Origin of the sequence: Caballeronia arvi (assembly GCF_001544695.2) — a bacterium.
GTDB lineage: Bacteria > Pseudomonadota > Gammaproteobacteria > Burkholderiales > Burkholderiaceae > Caballeronia > Caballeronia arvi.
Genome location: NZ_FCOM02000008.1, coordinates 25,295 through 42,398 on the forward strand (window position 1 = coordinate 25,295; position 17,104 = coordinate 42,398).

A 17,104-nucleotide genomic window follows, 5' to 3' on the forward strand; every position below is an offset into this window, starting at 1 on the left:
TTAACGGACCGAGGCGCCGCTTGATGAGGCGATGAGATAGGCGCCACACTCGGTGTGATCTCCGTCGCGCGCGAGGGGTGTCGTGCCGTCTTTGATGCGCTGACTGCCTTCGATGATCAGGTTATCGCCGTGGAGCGGGCACGAAACCGTGTCGCCGATGCGCGCGGCTCGTCGTCCTTTCACTGTGATTCGATGCGAGCCGGTCAGGACAGTGCCGCCGTGGCTGGTGGCGTCGCCTTCGTAGATTAGGTTTTTCATGTTGATGGTGCGGGGTCCGAAGCGTTGCCGCTGCTCGCTGGCGAAAAATCGCTGTAAAGACTACTGCATTGGAGAAATTGATTTGAAACTTTCCCTGGGCAGTTTCGAATAGGCTAATTGACGTATCGACGCATCATTCTCACAAATCAAGTTTGCGATTTTCTTCGTTTTCCGATAGACCGCCACCCCCGCACTTGAGTCCGCACCGTCGACCGTCCTAACAGTTCGATCATAAATAATATAGGTATATTTCCCGTTCGAAAATCTTATGTGAGCCTCACCTCCACCTATATCCGGTGCACTGGAGAATAAGAATCGTGCGTCTTTCTGATCCCGACTAGCAATAAACATGTCCGTCTTTCCCGACGAGCTCGCTCGATACGTAACGGCGCCAGTCTGACTCGATAGACACAATACAACTGTCGAGCTTGGAAGCTGACAATCAAAAATCACCGAGCCAGAATCGCCACATACTCCATCGGCGCGCGCCTGCGGTGTCATTATTGCAGCGATAGTCGTACTAGCGACAAGCATCTTTATTTTCATGGCACTTCTTATGGACTTTTAATTATTTAACCACGACTGACTATTCAGTCGGCAACCAAGTCGGATTCAAGAATCCATTTAACTATAGGCCGGCCACCTGATCGATGATATTCAATCAACACCCAGCCGCTCTGTTTTTCGTCCTGCAAAGACACGACGTCACCCAGTACCAGATAGGCTTTTGTACGCGCGCCGAGGTCAGGCGTATCATACAACCAAGCTTTCGAAACACTGACTCTCATCGAAGATGCATTTTTTGAGAGGGGAAGTCGTGTTTCGATGTAGAGAGCGTCATCGACAGCACCTTCCTTCCTCAGTTGGCGGACAATGCTCAAGTAATTGTCTCCGTTGCGAGGGCTGGGCGAATCGCAAGCGAGGAGATTGGATATCCCAAAATCCTGCGAAATGAATTCGCGTATGCCAACCCGTTTGTCGGATCTGCTGAAATCGTTCCAGAGCGATTCTGCGCTCGCGGTGGTTCTCTTTAGCATCTCAGCCGTCCGATCGGTTTCTCCAATCAACCAATTGTCACCGTGCGAAGCCCAGGCACCGCCACACACCTCTCCGGTCGGCATCGAAACGATACATCCGGTGGCTGTTTTTATTACCGGACAATATTCTCTTCCCTCGACCCTCGGCGCTTCGCCTTTTGTCTCCAGTGTGCCCTGCCTCACAACTGACAGAATCACATAATTTCCACTTGGAGACACCTGCGTTGAATAGAAATCTTCAAAAAGCATCCCGCCCATCTGGTTGAGCTGCTCTTCGGGAAAGAGCGGAATTCGCTTCCCGGTACTGGTCTTCAACGATGCACTGGCCCAGCCGTCTCCGAATTTTCTCTTTTTCAGCCCGGACAATTTACCCTGAAATTCGATGACAGCACCTCCAGGTAGGGTATTAACCGAAGTAGGCGATGACGAAGCGACCGCACCTGTCAAGTAGAGACTGACAAGTGAAATCGCGGTTTGTAAAAATATTAAGCGAACGTTCCTGCTTGTCATGCCAGCCTCCCTCTCAACGCTGAAAAGCGTGCTGCACCCTGATTCATCCGTCTTACCTGGGAGTAATGTGAAAGAATCTCCGACTCATATGCCGCGCGAGCCTCCCCCCATCTAGACGGATCCCGATCGACACTCGGATGCGCTCTAAAGAATGTGTCTAAAGCCGCTCCGATATCGGGACGCACATTGTTCGGGCGATTAACGTGTTGATCAAGCGCTGCCGCGCGGCCAAGATCGGTTTGAAAGTAGTCCCTAACTCGAAAGGAGTAGCCTCTCGGGATCATACCGACGACGAGCCGCAGTCGAGCAACGAAATCCCGAACCTGTTTATCCTGAAATTCAGGGCTTACAACTGCGTTTGCTATTGAAGCAAGAGGCCTGTGTCTAACCTTTTTTCCCCGAGTCTCCTCTGTACAACCAACTCGCATGAGGTCATATAGCTCTGGACCGGTAAAATCTCTCCCGCGCGTGAGTTCGAGGTCTCTGTAGTACATGGTTGAGGAACTTGTCGGGCCCGCATTGGTGGTGACGCTCCACCCACACGCTTCAAACAAGCGCTGATATGCCGCTTCATTTTCAACTTTGAACTCAGCGACTTGCCTTGTGAACTCCCCATCACCGCTGAGATTAACAGTTTTCTGACACGCGCCAGCCGTAAATATCTCACTATCCCATGCCTGCACGGCGTCCATGTTTCCTTCGTTGGGTGACATCGCAACAAGTATTCGGCGCTCACTCTCCGAAATTTGGTTAGTCGAAAAGAGCCGATCAAGCGATGGCGATCGCTCCAAGGCAATGCTGCCCTTAAACTCGGGGCCAAAGTGAATCTTCTGGCCAACCCATTTAACAATGTTAAATTTTTCGACATAACAGCATCCGCATGCGCAACCACTTGCCTCTGCGAAATTCCCCACCAACCCAACCGGATGAATATGAAAAACGCCGGGCGACGGAAACCCCGACACTTTGGTCTTGACCTCATCCCACCAGACCCCTTCTACTCCGCTGGTCATTAGGGCCGTATTAGAACAGGTTTCGGTCCAATCTTAAAGCATCCATCAGCTTGCCTAAATAAATGGCATAAATCCCGTGGATTCGTGGAAGAGCATTAATAAACATGGACTTGCAGCGGTGGCGGTGACGGCGTACCGACCAGGCAGCCGCATGAGGGAGAAGTGCGTTCGCACATTAATTGACGATTCGCAACCGCACCCACCTCGGTATCAGGGCGTCGCCGATTCCGTGCTTTCGCGCAGACAAGTGTTTGTCATCAATCAAATTTCGTCGCAGCATCATACTTCGTATGCTTAACTATTTATCACGTATACGAATTCCATCGTTGACTAAAGAATCTCGCCCCAACACCAACGAATAAGCATAACCAAACATATTCATGCGGATCGACAAACCGCTCTGGCACGAAGGCCTGATTCTCACGCAGCAGCATTTCCAGCAACAGGAACGGTGGACGGAGTTCGCGCTGCGCCAGTTCACCACGGCCGCGCTCGCGCAACCGTGGGGAACGCTCGACGTCGAAGTCGACGAAGACGCACTCTCCGCCGGCCGTTTCAAGCTCTCGCGGCTGAAGCTGCGCTTTCCTGACGGCACGCCCATCGACACATCGGTCGCGCAGGCGCTGCCGCCCGCGCGCGATCTGACTCAAGGCGTGAGCGCGGAGCGGCAGAGCGTCACGGTGCTCGCCGCCCTCGCCTTGCCCGACGCCAACGGCAACAACTGCCGCATGGACGAGTCGACGCTCACGCGGCCGCGCCGCTCGTATCGCGAGTTCGTCAAGGTCGTCGATCAGAACGGCACCGACGAAGTCGAAATCGCCGCGGAGCGTCACGCCGTTCGCCTGCTCTTCGACTTCGAGCCGCATGCCGACGACACCGTCTGCGCCATCGCGCGCCTCACGCGTTCGACGAGCGGACAGTTCCAGCTCGAGCGCCGCTACGTGCCGCCTTGTCTGTCGCTCGGCGCGCATGCGTTGCATATGGAGCGCGTCAGCCGAATGGCGGACATCCTGCTTGCCAAGAGCCTCGCGCTGGGCGCACGGCGCAGCGAGCGTATCGAACAGGTGGCCGAGTACGGCGTCGCCGACGTGCAGTTGTTCTGGCTCCTGCACTGCATTCACGCGGCATGGCCGAAGCTGCGCTTCCTCGCGTCGAATCCGGGGCTGCCGCCCGAACGTCTGTACGCGATTCTCGCCGAGCTCGCGAGCGCGCTGATGACGTTCTCCACCGGCTCCCAGCTCACGGATATTCCGTCCTACGATCACGTGCGCGCGGACGAAGTCTTCGCCGAAATCGAATCGATGATCCGCAATCTGCTCGACGCGATCATCCCGTCGCGCGTCGTGCCGATCGATCTCGCGCATGACAACGCCACGACGTGGACCGGCAAGATTCTCGATACGCGCATCGCGGAAGGCGTCGCCGACTGGTATCTCTCGGTCAACTCGACGCTGCCCGCCTTCGAACTCGTCGAGCGCATTCCGCACCTGTGCAAGATCGGCGCGCCGGACGAAGTCGATCACATCGTCAACTCGGCGCTTGCGGGCATCGCACTGAAGGCCGTACAGCGCGTGCCGGCCGCCATACCCGTGCGTCTCGACAATCAGTACTTCGCGCTCGATGCAGCGAGCCCTGCGCACGCGCGCATGCTCGCCGCCCGAGCCTGCCAGATCTATCTGCCGACATCCGTGCCCGATGTCTCGCTCGAACTCTACGCGGTGCTGCGCTCATGAACATGCTGACTTCGTCTCGCGCACGAGCGCCTCTCGTCGAACAAACGCCGGGCATGGCGCAGGCTTCCGTGACCGGCATCCGCGATCTGCTTCGCGACACCGCGCTCTTCGTGGCGACGCTGTCGACGGGCGGCACCGCAGGGGACTTCAAAGCCCTGCGCGACCGTTGCAAGTCGATGGTCGACGATTTCGGCGCGGCGCTCGAGCACCGGGGCTATCCGGAAGACGTGTGCGATGACGCCGCGAAAGCGCAATGCGCGCTGCTCGATGAAACCGCGCTCCAACATCTCTCGGAAAACGACAAGTCGAACTGGTCCGCGCAGCCCTTGCAGGTGGAGAAATTCAAGCAGCACGATGCCGGCGAGCACGTGTTCGAGCGGCTCGAGTCCCGCATGCGCGAACGTTCGCCGCAGATCGACCTGCTCGAATGCTATGCGGCGATCCTCGGTCTCGGATTTCGCGGCCGCTATGCGATTCACGGCGCGAACGACCGGCAGACGCTCATCGCCGAACTGGAGGCGCTGATCGCGCGCCTGCGTCCGGAAGGCGAGCGCCCGTTCGTCATCGACCGGCCGGGCCGGCGCTTTCAGGACTGGTTCCGGCGCATGTCGCCGTGGGCGATCGCGGGCATCGGCTGCGTGATCGCGCTCGTCACATGGCTCATCTGGCATGTCGCGCTCGATGCGCAGCTAGCCGCGCTGATCCCGGGCGCGGTCAAGCCGTGAGCGCCATGCAAAGGTTGGGTTATCCGGCACGCACGATCGTCGTGTTCGCGACGCTGCTCGCGCTCGCCGTGCACTGGCTCGTGCAGCCGTTCGGCAAGGAATGGATCTGGCTTTCGACGATCGGCATTCTGATCGTCGCGGCGGCGCTCGTCGGCTGGCGCACGCGGCGCCTGTCCCACGCGCGCACGCAGAGCGCGCCGATTCTGCAGGCGCTGGGCGCGGCGACCATCGATATCCCGCTGAGCCTGCGCACCCGCATGCCGCTCGTGCTCGTCACGGGCGATGCGCTCGCTTCGCTCTTCGACCACGGTGCGAGCGAGGCGCGTCTCGTGTTCATCGGCGATGGCGCAATCTGGCTGCGCGTCGATCGCCCGCAAAGTCTGCCCGAAGTGGCGCTCGCGATGCGCCAATGGCGCGACGGCCAGCCTCCCGATGGCGTCGTGCTGAGCGTGGCGCCCGCGCTCCACGCCGATGAAGATGCGCTCGCGCAACGCCTGCGCGTGGCGCGTCAAGCGCTCGCCGATGCATCGCGCATCGTCGGCGCGCGCGTGCCGGGTTACGTCGCCGTGTATCAGCGGCTGACGCGGCTCGCGCCGCGCAATGCGGACCTCGGACCGCAGTGGCACAGCGTATCCGCGAGTGCACCGCTGATCGATGCGCAGCGCATCGAAGCCGTCATCCGGCGCGCGGAAAGCGATCCTCGCCGTGACCCGGACGCACGCTACGCCGCCGTCGAGGCCGCCGCGCTCGCGTCGATTGTCGGATGGACGCAGCGCGCGGTCTTCGGCACGCTCACCGATCCGCGCCAGCCCGCCACGCCCTGGGCGCTCTTCGGTGCGGGCTGGATCGATTGCGGCCCCGCGAGCGACGCCGGCAAGCCTTGGGAGCAGGACGTGCAGCGCCACACGCGCATCGCGCCCGCGAGCGTCGATGCGACACCCGCGCCGTGGCCGCTGCCGCAGCCGCTGATCGAAGCGATGCCGCGCCGGGCCGCGACGTCGCCGCGCATGGCCGCGTTCGCGCATGCCGTCGGCATGACCGCGCTGGCCGCTGGCGCCGCGTTTCTGGGCTCGGGCCGCCACAATGCCGAACTGCTCGATCGCGTCCACGCGAATCTGGATCGCTACGCATCGATCGCCGCGGATCACGACGACGCACGGCGCGACGCCTTGCGCTCGCTCGTCGCCGATCGCGACGAACTCGACCGCTACGCGCGCACCGGCGTGCCGCTGCGGCTGTCGTTCGGGCTGTATCACGGCGCGCAACTGCTGCCCGCGCTGAACACGGCGATCGCCGGCTATCAGCCGCCGCCGCCCCCGCCCGCCGTGGTGACGCTCGACAGCATGTCGCTCTTCGACAGCGGCAAGTCGAAACTGAAGCCCGGCTCGACGCGCACGCTCGTCGAAGCTGTCGAAATGATCAAGGCGCATCCCGGCAAGCGAATCCTGATTGCAGGCCACACCGATAATGCCGGCGATGCGAGGAGCAATCTCACGCTGTCGAATGCGCGCGCGGCGGCCTTGCGCGACTGGCTGATCGAAGCGACGGGCATTCCGGCGACGCAATTCGCCGTGCAAGGCTACGGCGACACGCGCCCCATCGCGGGCAACGGCACGTCCGAAGGCCGCGCCAGAAACCGTCGCGTGGAAATCACGCTGGTGCCGGATACGCCGGACAGCGCGCACTGATATCGCGATTTGAATCCCCGGGGCCCGGCTCCGGGATCTTGTGGCTCAGAAGTTTCTCTGAGCATTGCTTGGCAGTACCAAAGAGGAGTAGTAAATGGCAATTCCCGCATATCTGTGGCTCAAGGATGACGGCGGCGCCGACATCAAGGGTTCCGTCACCGTGCAAGGTCGCGAAGGCAGCGTCGAGATCGTCGCGTTCGATCACGGCGTGCATATCCCGACCGACGGCAACACCGGCAAGCTGACCGGCACGCGTGTCCACGCGCCGATCACGCTGACGAAGGAAACCGACGCGTCGACGCCGTATCTGTACAAGGCGGTGACGAGCGGCCAGACGCTGAAGTCGGTCGAGATCAAGTGGTACAAGATCGACGACGCGGGCAAGGAGAAGGAGTACTTCAACACCCAGCTCGACAACGTCAAGGTCGTCGCGGTGCGTCCGAAGATGCTCGACATCAAGAATCCGGCGTACGAGAAGCATAACCACCTGGAAGAAGTCGAACTGCGTTACGAACAGATCACCTGGTCGTACAAGGACGGCAACATCATCCACAAGGACACGTGGAACGAGCGCGCGTAAGCGCCTCATGACGACGTGAGTCGTCGAAGCCAGTCCGCGCCGCGGGCTGGCTTTCTTTTTCAGTTCCTCTTTGCCCCGCACGCCCTCTTTCAATCTCCTCGTCACCGGACTTCCCATGACCCTGCGCGATTCCACTCATCTGCTTCGCCGGCTCAACCCGCACTGCGCCCGCACGCTCGAAGCGGCCGCGAGCCTGTGCCAGACGCGCCTTGCCGACGAAATCACCGTCGAGCACTGGCTGTTGAAGCTGATCGAAGCGGACGAAGGGGATATCCCGGCGATCCTGCGTCACTATGAAATCGATGTCGATGCGATCTGGAACGCGCTGCTCGCCGCCATCGACCGTCTTCCGCGCACTCTGCGCGGCATGCCATCGCTCTCCATTCAGCTCGCGAGCGTGCTGCAGGACGCCTGGGATTTCGCGTCGCGCGAGGATATCGACGGCACGATCCGCTCGGCGCATCTGCTGCGCGCAATCATCGCCGCGCCGCATGTCATGCGCACGCAGGACGCGTGGCCGCTCTTCTCGCTGTCCGGCGCGCAGATCGAGCGCCTGTTGCCGCGTCTCGGACGCGCATCGTGCGAGAACGCGCCCGCGCAGGAAGACCAGGGTGAAGACGTTGCAGCAGCCGAAGCGAACGCGCCGGTATCCGTGCCTTCAACGCCATCGCGCTCGACCGAAGGCGAAGCCCTCGCACGCTTCGCGATCGATCTGACGGACAAGGCCCGCCGCTGCGAGATCGATCCGGTGTTCGGCCGCGATCGCGAAATCCAGCAGATGATCGACGTGCTCGTGCGCCGCCGCAAGAACAACCCGATACTCGTCGGCGAGCCGGGCGTCGGCAAGACGGCGCTGGTCGAAGGCTTCGCGCTGCGCGTCGCGGAAGGCAGCGTGCCGTCGCCGTTGCGCGATGTGCGCATCCTCACGCTCGATCTCGGGCTGTTGCAAGCCGGCGCCGGCGTGAAGGGCGAATTCGAGCAGCGCCTGAAGAACGTGATCGATGAAGTGAAGGCGTCGGCGACGCCGATCGTGCTCTTCATCGACGAGGCGCATACATTGATCGGCGCGGGCAATTCGGCGGGCGGCTCGGACGCGGCCAATCTGCTGAAGCCGGCGCTCGCGCGCGGCGAGCTGCGCACCATCGCCGCGACCACGTGGACGGAATACAAGGAATATTTCGAGCGCGACGCGGCGCTCGAACGGCGCTTTCAGATGGTCAAGGTCGAAGAGCCGGCCGACGATGCCGCGTGTCTCATGCTGCGCGGCCTCGCAACACGATACGCAAAGCATCATGACGTGCATATCCGCGACGAAGCGATCGTCGCGGCGGTCAGGCTCTCGCGCCGCTATATCCCGGCGCGTCAGTTGCCGGACAAGGCCGTCGATCTGATCGACACCGCCGCCGCACGCGTGCGTATGGGACTCGACACGCCGCCCGCCGAACTGCAGCGCGCCCGCGCGGCCGTGGCGGCGCTGGAACTCGAACGCTCGGCCATCGACGCGGACGAGCGCGCGGGCATCGACGATGCAGCCACGCGCCGCGACGCGCTCGCCGCTGCGATCTCACATGCGAATCACGAACTGGCCGAGGTTCAGGCGCGCTACGAGCGCGAGACCTCGCTGGTTCACGCGTTGCTGAAACAACGCGGCGACGGCCAGACGAAGCCCGACGCGGAAGCGTTCGCGGCAGCAAGGAAAGCGCTCGCCGAAGCGCAAGGCAAGACCCCGCTGATCTTCGCCGATGTCGATGGGCAAGCCATCGCGCGCGTGGTGGCCGAATGGACCGGCGTGCCGGTCGGCAATCTCGTCGAAGACGAACTGCTGAATCTGCTCACGCTGGAAGATCAGTTGCAAAAACGCGTGGTCGCGCAGGACGACGCGCTCGGCATGCTCGCGCAGAGCCTGCGCACCGCGAAGGCGGGACTCAAGAGCGAGCACGCGCCGCTCGGCGTGTTCCTGCTGACGGGCACCTCGGGCGTCGGCAAGACGGAGACCGCGCTCGCGCTCGCCGACGTGCTCTTCGGCGGCGAAGCCGCGCTCACGACCATCAACATGTCGGAGTATCAGGAAGCGCACACGGTCTCTCAGTTGAAAGGCTCGCCGCCGGGTTACGTCGGATATGGACGCGGCGGCATCCTGACCGAAGCGGTGCGTCAGCGTCCTTATAACGTGGTGCTGCTCGACGAAGTCGAGAAGGCGCACCGCGATGTGCTCGACATGTTCTATCAGGTGTTCGACCGCGGATCGATGCGCGATGGCGAAGGCCGCGAGATCGACTTCCGCAACTGCGTGATCCTGATGACGTCGAATCTCGGCAGCGAACAGATTCACGATGCGACGACCGACACGCCCGACATCGCGCACGCCGCGCTGCTCGACGCCATCCACGAACCGCTCGTGAAGCATTTTCAGCCGGCGCTGCTCGCGCGCTTCCAGACGCTCGTCTACCGTCCGCTCGGCGTGAATGCGCTCGGCAACATCGTGCGGCTGAAGATCGCGAAGATCGCCGGTCGGCTGAAGCGTCAGCACGACGTCACGCTCGTTTGCGACGACTCGCTGATCGCATCGCTGGCCGAACTGAGCCTGTCGCGTGACTCGGGCGCGCGCAGCATCGATGCGTTCCTCGATCAGCGCATCCTGCCGACGGTTTCGCGCGAACTGCTCGAACGCATGGCGAGCGGCGCGGCGCCCGCGGAAATTCGTCTCGCGCAGTCGGAAGAAGGCAATCTGACGATCGAGTTCACGGATCGCAGCGAAGCCGCACAAGCGAACGTCTGACGCGAGCGAGCATGCCAGGCCCATCCCTCTATGAAATGCTGCTCGGTCAGATCGACGGCGAGCCGCTCGCGGATTTCGACGACCGCACGCTCGAAGTCCTGAGCGTGCAGCAGAACGTGCGGCGCATCCTGAACACGCGGGCCGGTGCGCTCAAGCATCTGCCCGACTACGGCTTGCCCGATCTGACCAACATCTACAAGGCGTTGCCCGCGTCGTCGCAGGCGCTCAAGGAGCAGATGGAAACGACGCTCCTGAAGTATGAACCGCGCATCCGGGCGATCGACGTCGACATGGTCGACACGCCCGAGCCGGGTCTGCAAGTGAGCTTCGAGATGACCTGCCATCTGAAGCGCGCGGGCCTCGTGCGCTTCGGGACGTACTTCACGCCGCCCGGCGTTTTCAGGCTCGAGCGGCGCGTGCGCGAGGGGAAGATCTGAGCGCGCGACGACAGGGGCGCTTCAGCATCCGCAGGCAGGCTAAGCGACGTCCGGAGCCGAAGCCTGCTGGCGACGCAACATCTCGCCCAGATCCGCGCCGATCCGGCTGATGAGCGGCGCCCAGTCATGCAGCGTCTGCTGTCGATAAAGCCGCATCTCCGGATACCATTCCGTACGGTCGCCGTGCAGACCCCAGCGCCACTCCGGGGCAGCAGGCAGAATCGCCCAGGCCGGTTTGCCAAGCGCGCCGGCAAGGTGCAACGGCGAGGAATCGACGGAAATCACAAGATCGAGATGCTCGACGAGACCCGCGGTATCGGCGAAATCGCGCCACTGCGACGACAGGTCGTGCGCCCGGATGCCTGACTGTCGCATCAACGCGGCGTTCGTCGAATTCTTCTGCAAAACGAACCATTCGATACCTCCGATCCCGGACAGCGGTCTCAATTCCTGCGCGGGAACGAAGCGGTCGATGCCACTGAAGTTGTGCGGCCCGCTGAACCAGCACAGTCCCACTTTCAGCTTGTCGGCGAACGGCTGCATGAATGCGGACCAGCGCGAACGCGCGTCGGGCGGCGCCGCGATGTATCCCGCCGCGCAATCGGGCGCGCTCACGCCGAGATAGGTCGGCAGCAGATAGTCTAACGCCCAGTAGTCGAAGTGCGCGAGCTCATCCGTTCGCCAGCCAGACGCGACACTGTCCGCACCGGCGAGGTTCCGCATCAGTTCGTACAACTCCGGCCGACACACGAAGTGAACGAACGCGCCCGCCGCCTGGAGCCGCCTCGCGTATCGCGCGAGCATCAGATTGTCGCCGATGCCCGCATGGTAAGCCACGAGGATGCGCTTGCCCTGCAATGGCTCGCCACGCCATCTTTTGGCGAGATACGGCTCAATGCCGGGGTAAAGCGTCGACACGTAGTCGTCGTTCGCAACTATTTCCAGTTCGCGCCAGCCCTCGCGATCGCGTCCGAGCAGAATGAGCGTTTCGCCCAGAGGACCGGTGGCGTCCATTCTCGCGGGCGCAATCTCCGCGGCGCGCCGGAACGCGTCAAGCGCCTCCTCGAACCGGCCCTGCATATACAGCGCCCGGCCGAGCATGATCCAGAGGTCGACATCGCCCGGGTCGCTCGCAAGCATGGCGCGAGCCCCTTCGACGACCCCGGCGTGGTCGGAAAGAAATGGGCTCCTAAGGTGCAGCGCCTTCTTGCCTTCCGCTCGAATGAGCGCCTGCCGCGCATGGAAGCGCATCAGCTCGGTTTGCGCGCCGAACAGATAGATCTGTGCGAGCGCTGCGTGCGCATCGTGATTCTCCGGATCGATGAAAAGCGCCTCCGCAAAGCACTCGATCGCGCTTTCCCGATCCGCGCAGTGATTCGCATGGATGATGCCCCGCTGCAAGCGGATGCTCACGTTGTCCGGATTTCGTGCAATCCAGTGCGTGCATACGTCCAGAGCGAGCCGAGGTTCATGCACGCTCGCAAGGAAATTCGTCGCCTCGATTGCGTAATGAACCTCGTGCGGTTCGAGGTTCATGGCCTCGCGCCATAGGTCGAGCGACCCGTCGCGCTCGCCCCGCTCCCACGCTGCACGGGCTTCGACGCACAGCGATGCCGCCCGATCCCTCATGCCATCTTCCAAAGTCACCTTCCCCATGTTTCTGCGCGGACACGCCCGCTGCACGCGTCGTGCGGATGCTTTTTGATTTATAGCGGGGCCGTGAGGATAGCAGAAGGGATTTTCCGAACCGTAATATTTCGATTTCCGATATAGTCCGCTGGCCGACGGCCACGCCCGGCACGTGTTATTACGCGTACCGGGCAATGCGTCCGGCTACTTGTGCCACTGCCCCGCGCCGCCAGCAAACGCAGGCACACCCACCTCCTCACGATTGCGCGCCTCGCGCGCTTCATCGGCTTCGACCGTCTTGCTCGTGTCGATGAAAAGCGCCGCGAATGCGCCGACTGCGAGCAGCGCTGCCGAGATCGTGAACGGCACGTCGTAGCTGCCCGTGGTCTGGATCAGGTAGCCGAACACGACGGGCGACGTCATCCCCGCGATGCCGAAGCCCGTATTCATCATGCCGCCCGCCGTGCCCGCATACTTGCCCGCGATATCCAGCGGCAAGGTCCACAACACCGGGTTCGTGATTTCGAGGAAGAAGAACGATCCCGTCAGGAACCACACGGCCGCGATCGGGCTCGGCGCATTGACCATCGGCAGAAGGAAGGCGAGCGAACCGCCCATGCCGACGACCAGGATGCTGCAACGTGCGAGCCGCAGCTTGCCGGTCATCCTGAAGATGCGGTCCGATATCACGCCGCCGAGCGTATCGCCAATCACGCCCGCGAGCAGCGGCAACGCTGTAAAAAGCGCGAGATGCTTGAGATCGAAGCCGCGCGCTTCCTTCAGATACGAAGGCAGCCATGTCAGATACACCCAAAGCAGCCAGCCATAGCAGAAGTCGACGAATGTCACGAGCCACATGCGATGAATCAGCTTGCGCCACGGCGTCGGGTTCTTTCTCGCACGCGCGCAATCTCCCGCGCGATAGCCGATTTCAGCGGTCTCCTCGGGCGTGATGCGGCGATTCTCGTCGGGTGAGTTGCTGAACACGAAGAAGTAGAGCACCGTCCATGCGAGGCTCGCGATACCCAGCAGGATGAACGCTTCGCGCCAGCCCGCCGCGGCCACGACCGCGAGCACGAGCGGCGGCGTCACCGCGCCGCCGAGCCGCGCGAAGCTATGCGTGATGCCCTGCGCGAAGCCGCGTTCGTGCACCGGCATCCAGAAGGTGAAGGCGCGCGTCGCGGTGGGGAACGCCCCGCCTTCGCCGATCCCGAGCGCGAGCCGCAACAGCACGAGCATGCCGATGCTTCCCGCGAAGCCCGTCGCGAGCGTCGCCGCGCCCCAGATCAGCGAGAGCACGGTTAGCACGAGCTTCGGCCCGAAACGGTCGGCCAGCCATCCGCCGACGATCTGCATCACCGCATACGGATACGCAAACGCCGAGAAAACGAGTCCGAGTTGCACGGACGTCAAGCCCATTTCCTGACGGATCAACGGTCCCGCCACGGCGATATTCACCCTATCGATGTACGAGATGAAGTACATCAAACACATCACGCCGAGAATGATATGGCGCGTCTTCACGCGCTGACGATGCCTGTTCATGCTGTCTCCTGTCCTGTGTCCATCTGATGTGGAACGGTCGAGCCTTCGATCACGCGGTCTTACACGAGCTTCAGGCGCTGCACCTTGCCCGATGGTCCGCGCGGCAATGCGTCGGTGAAGCGGAATTCGCGCGGTGTCTTGTAGCGGCCGAGTTCGCGCAGGCAATGCGCGCGCAACTCGGCGACATCGAGCGACGTCGCGCCGCCGCTCGGCACGATGAAGGCGACGATGTCCTGGCCGTAAGCCGGATCGGGCACGCCGACCGCCGCCGCTTCGAGCACGCCGGGATGACGCAGCAGCGCTTCGTCGATCTCGCGCGGCGCGATGTTCTCGCCGCCCTTGATGATCAGTTCCTTCGCGCGTCCGTTGATGTAGAAGAAGCCTGCTTCGTCGCGATAGCCGAGATCGCCGGTGCGCAGCCATCCGTCGGCGGTGAAGGCGTTGCGGGTCTCCTCGGGACGCTTGTAGTAGCCGCTCATCAGTTGCCCGCCGCGCAGCACGAGCTCGCCGGTTTCGTTGGCCGCGCACTCGCGTCCGTCGAGATCGACGATCTTTGCCTCGCCACCCGATGGCAAACCGATGCTGCCGAGTCTTCGCATCGCTTGATCATACGGATTACTGAATGCTGGTGCGGCGGTCTCCGTCATCCCCATCGTTTCGATGACGCCGATGCCGAAGCGCTCCTCGAACGCGCGATGATGATCCGCTGGCAGCGCCGCGGAAGCGCTGCGGCAAAACTTCAGCGCGGAAAGATCGCAGCCTTGCGCGTCTTCGCCATTGAGCAGATACGCGACGATCGTCGGCACGACATTGATCCACGTGCAGCCGTATTGCGATGCTTCACTCCAGAACGTGCGCGCGGAAAAGCGCGGGGTCATTACCGCCGAGCCGCCGTGCTGAAGCGGCGTCAGAAGCGCAACGACAAGTCCGTTGATGTGATACAGCGGCAACGATACGAGCACGCGATCATCGTCCGACAAGCGATGTTCCGCGCTGATGTTGCGCATGTTCGCGAGCAGGCTGCGATGACTCAGCAGCACGCCCTTGGGCGCGCCCGTCGTGCCCGACGTGTACATGAGCAGCGCGGTGTCGCCCGCGACGATATGCGTGCCCGGCGCGTCATCGTGTGCGGTCGGAGTCATGCGCGCGGGAATCGTCGGGATATCGGGCAATGCGTTCGCATCGGGCGACGTGCGGATCACTGCGATATCGCGCTCCATGCCTTCGCGACGCAACACGTCGATCGCTTCGGTGATCGTGTCGTGCGTATCGTCGGCGACGAAAATCGCGCGCGTGTCGGAATGCTCGACGATATAGCGCACCTGCGATGGCTGGCACAGCAGATTCAACGGATTCGCGACGAGCCCGCCATACATCGCCGCGAGCAGAAGCCGCGCCGTCTGGATGCCGTTGCCCATGAAGACGGACACGACATCGCCCGGACGCAATCCCGCTTTCCTGAAGCGCGCGTCGAGCGCGATGCAGTCGTCGCGCAATGCGCCGAACGTCAGCACATCATCCTGCGCGGCGGAAAGCAGAAACGGCTTGCCGGGCGCGTGTTCGGCGCGCGCATCGATCAATGCGCGCAGCGTCGGCACATCGATCGGCAGTGCATCGGCCGATACGATTCGATCGGGCAGCGCGCTCATCGTCCGACCCTCCCGAAGTAATCGCCGAGCAGCGCATCGACGTCGGGCACGCGCTCTTCGATTCGATACGCGATGCGCGTCACGTTCAGATATTGCCGGTAGCCGAGATTCGACGAGAAGTTGTTCCCGCCCCACGTGCCGCAGCCCATCGAGAGCGAGAACGGCAGGCCGTTGTCGAAGTTGCCGCCGGTCGCGAGGCAATGCGCCTGATCCACGATCACGCGCGCCACCGGCAACTGCGTGCCGAGCGTGACGGCGAGCGCGTCGTCGGCGCCATGCACGCCGACCGAATGCCCCGCGCCCATGTAGCCGTAGATGCCGCGCACGATATCGATGGCATTCGCGACATCGCGCGAACGATAAACCGTCAGCACGGGCGAGAGCTTTTCGCCGGAGAACGGATAGTCGGCTCCGTAGCCGGTCTCTTCGACCATGAGGAATTTCGGCTCGCGCGCGGCGATATCGTCGAGGCCGGCTTCTCGCGCGATCGTCGCCGCATCGCGGGCCGTGCAGCGCGCGGAGAGCTTGCCGTCGTGCCACAGCGCCGCCTGCAACCGCGCCTTTTGTACGGCGTCGAGCAGCACGCCGCCTTGATTCGACAGCGCGTCGAGCATGCGCGCGTAGATCGCGTTTTCGATCACGACGCTGTTCTCCGACGAGCAGCTCGTCGCGTTGTCGAATGTCTTGGACATCGCGATCTTGCGCGCCGCATCATCGGGAACGGCGCGCGCCGTGACGATCGATGCGACGTTGCCCGCGCCCACGCCGAACGCCGGCGTGCCGCTCGTATAAGCCATGCGAACGTTGCTTTGCGAACCGGTGGCGACGACGAGATCCGCGAGCTTCATCAGCGCGGCGGTGGCCGCTTTGCCGATCGGTTCCGGAAGCATCTGCACGAGATCGGGATCGATACCCGCCTTCGCAAACTCCGCATGAATGAAGTCGATAAGGAGCGCGCACGACGAATAGCCCTTCGGCGAAGGCGCGACGATCACCGCGTTGCCGCACTTCAGTGCGTTGATGATCTTGTTCGCGGGCGTCGCGGCCGGGTTCGTCGATGGCGTGATCGCGGCCACGACGCCCACCGCGCGCGCGATCTCGACGATGCCGAGCTCTTCATTGCGCGCGATGACGCCGGTCGTCGCGACGCCGTGAAGATCGCGCAACAGGCCCAGCGTCTTGCGCTGGTTCTTGCGGAACTTGTCGTCGGCGTTGCCGAGGCCCGTATCGCGCACGGAGAGGTCCGCCAGCCGCCGGTTGCGCTGCGGCTCCATGATCGCCCACGCGGCGGCCGCAGCGGCGGTATCGAGCGTCTCCTGCCCCGCTTGTTCGAAGCTGTGTTGCGCGACACGAGCCCGCTCGACGATGCGTTCCACATCGGCTTCATTCGCGTCGTTCGCGTCGTTCGTATTGGGCGCGTTGTCGCGGGAACGCGCGAGCGTTGCGCCGCTTGCCATGTCATTCATGCGATGAACCTCGGCTGTTGAAAGATTGAAGGTGTTATTCAATCTAGCCAGCCGC

The 17,104-nt window shown here is 62.6% G+C and carries 13 protein-coding genes; 6 read left to right on the forward strand and 7 right to left on the reverse strand.

Annotation, left to right across the window (positions count from 1 at the left end; translation table 11 throughout):
• The 3 genes from AWB74_RS11735 to AWB74_RS45600 form a co-directional block, all read right to left on the reverse strand.
• Window positions 1-258, reverse strand: coding sequence for a PAAR domain-containing protein (locus AWB74_RS11735; RefSeq protein ID WP_061146942.1), 258 nt, complete (start codon window positions 256-258; stop codon window positions 1-3).
• A 590-nt stretch (window positions 259-848) separates the two neighbouring features.
• Window positions 849-1,805, reverse strand: coding sequence for a hypothetical protein (locus AWB74_RS11740; RefSeq protein WP_143749198.1), 957 nt, complete (start codon window positions 1,803-1,805; stop codon window positions 849-851).
• Window positions 1,802-2,497 carry a calcium-binding protein gene (locus AWB74_RS45600; RefSeq protein ID WP_143749200.1) on the reverse strand — a complete coding sequence of 232 codons (696 nt, stop codon included), beginning with the start codon at window positions 2,495-2,497 and terminating at the stop codon, window positions 1,802-1,804. The genes AWB74_RS11740 and AWB74_RS45600 overlap by 4 nt, the downstream gene beginning before the upstream one ends.
• 701 nt (window positions 2,498-3,198) lie before the next feature.
• On the opposite strand from AWB74_RS45600, the gene tssK reads away from it, so the two are divergent.
• The 6 genes from tssK to tssE all read left to right on the forward strand — a co-directional run bounded on the left by tssK (window position 3,199) and on the right by tssE (window position 10,760).
• On the forward strand, window positions 3,199-4,551 hold the full coding sequence (gene tssK, locus AWB74_RS11745) for a type VI secretion system baseplate subunit TssK (protein WP_061146944.1): 1,353 nt from the start codon (window positions 3,199-3,201) through the stop codon (window positions 4,549-4,551).
• A complete protein-coding gene (locus tag AWB74_RS11750) occupies window positions 4,548-5,276 on the forward strand; it encodes a DotU family type IV/VI secretion system protein (protein WP_061146945.1) in 729 nt (242 codons plus the stop codon). Before tssK ends, AWB74_RS11750 begins: the two co-directional genes overlap by 4 nt.
• A gap of 5 nt (window positions 5,277-5,281) precedes the next feature.
• Window positions 5,282-6,964 (forward strand): OmpA family protein, encoded by a 1,683-nt coding sequence (locus tag AWB74_RS11755; protein ID WP_061146946.1) that lies wholly within the window; start codon window positions 5,282-5,284, stop codon window positions 6,962-6,964.
• Between the two features lie 94 nt (window positions 6,965-7,058).
• Entirely contained in the window at window positions 7,059-7,544 is a 486-nt protein-coding gene (locus AWB74_RS11760; RefSeq protein ID WP_061146947.1) for an Hcp family type VI secretion system effector, read from the forward strand.
• A 115-nt stretch (window positions 7,545-7,659) separates the two neighbouring features.
• Window positions 7,660-10,323, forward strand: coding sequence for a type VI secretion system ATPase TssH (gene tssH, locus AWB74_RS11765; RefSeq protein WP_061146948.1), 2,664 nt, complete (start codon window positions 7,660-7,662; stop codon window positions 10,321-10,323).
• An 11-nt stretch (window positions 10,324-10,334) separates the two neighbouring features.
• Window positions 10,335-10,760, forward strand: coding sequence for a type VI secretion system baseplate subunit TssE (gene tssE, locus AWB74_RS11770; protein ID WP_061125176.1), 426 nt, complete (start codon window positions 10,335-10,337; stop codon window positions 10,758-10,760).
• A 39-nt stretch (window positions 10,761-10,799) separates the two neighbouring features.
• Here tssE and AWB74_RS11775 read toward each other — a convergent pair whose 3' ends face one another.
• From AWB74_RS11775 to sauS, 4 genes are all read right to left on the reverse strand, one after another.
• Window positions 10,800-12,389: a tetratricopeptide repeat protein gene (locus AWB74_RS11775; RefSeq protein WP_061146949.1), complete on the reverse strand. Its 1,590-nt coding sequence runs from the start codon at window positions 12,387-12,389 to the stop codon at window positions 10,800-10,802.
• Between the two features lie 204 nt (window positions 12,390-12,593).
• On the reverse strand, window positions 12,594-13,934 hold the full coding sequence (locus AWB74_RS11780) for an MFS transporter (RefSeq protein WP_061146950.1): 1,341 nt from the start codon (window positions 13,932-13,934) through the stop codon (window positions 12,594-12,596).
• Window positions 13,935-13,993: 59 nt separating this feature from the next.
• A complete protein-coding gene (locus AWB74_RS11785) occupies window positions 13,994-15,583 on the reverse strand; it encodes an AMP-binding protein (protein WP_061146951.1) in 1,590 nt (529 codons plus the stop codon).
• Window positions 15,580-17,040, reverse strand: a complete 1,461-nt coding sequence (gene sauS / locus AWB74_RS11790) for an acylating sulfoacetaldehyde dehydrogenase (protein WP_407642435.1) — start codon at window positions 17,038-17,040, stop codon at window positions 15,580-15,582. Before sauS ends, AWB74_RS11785 begins: the two co-directional genes overlap by 4 nt.
• Window positions 17,041-17,104 lie beyond the last annotated feature (64 nt).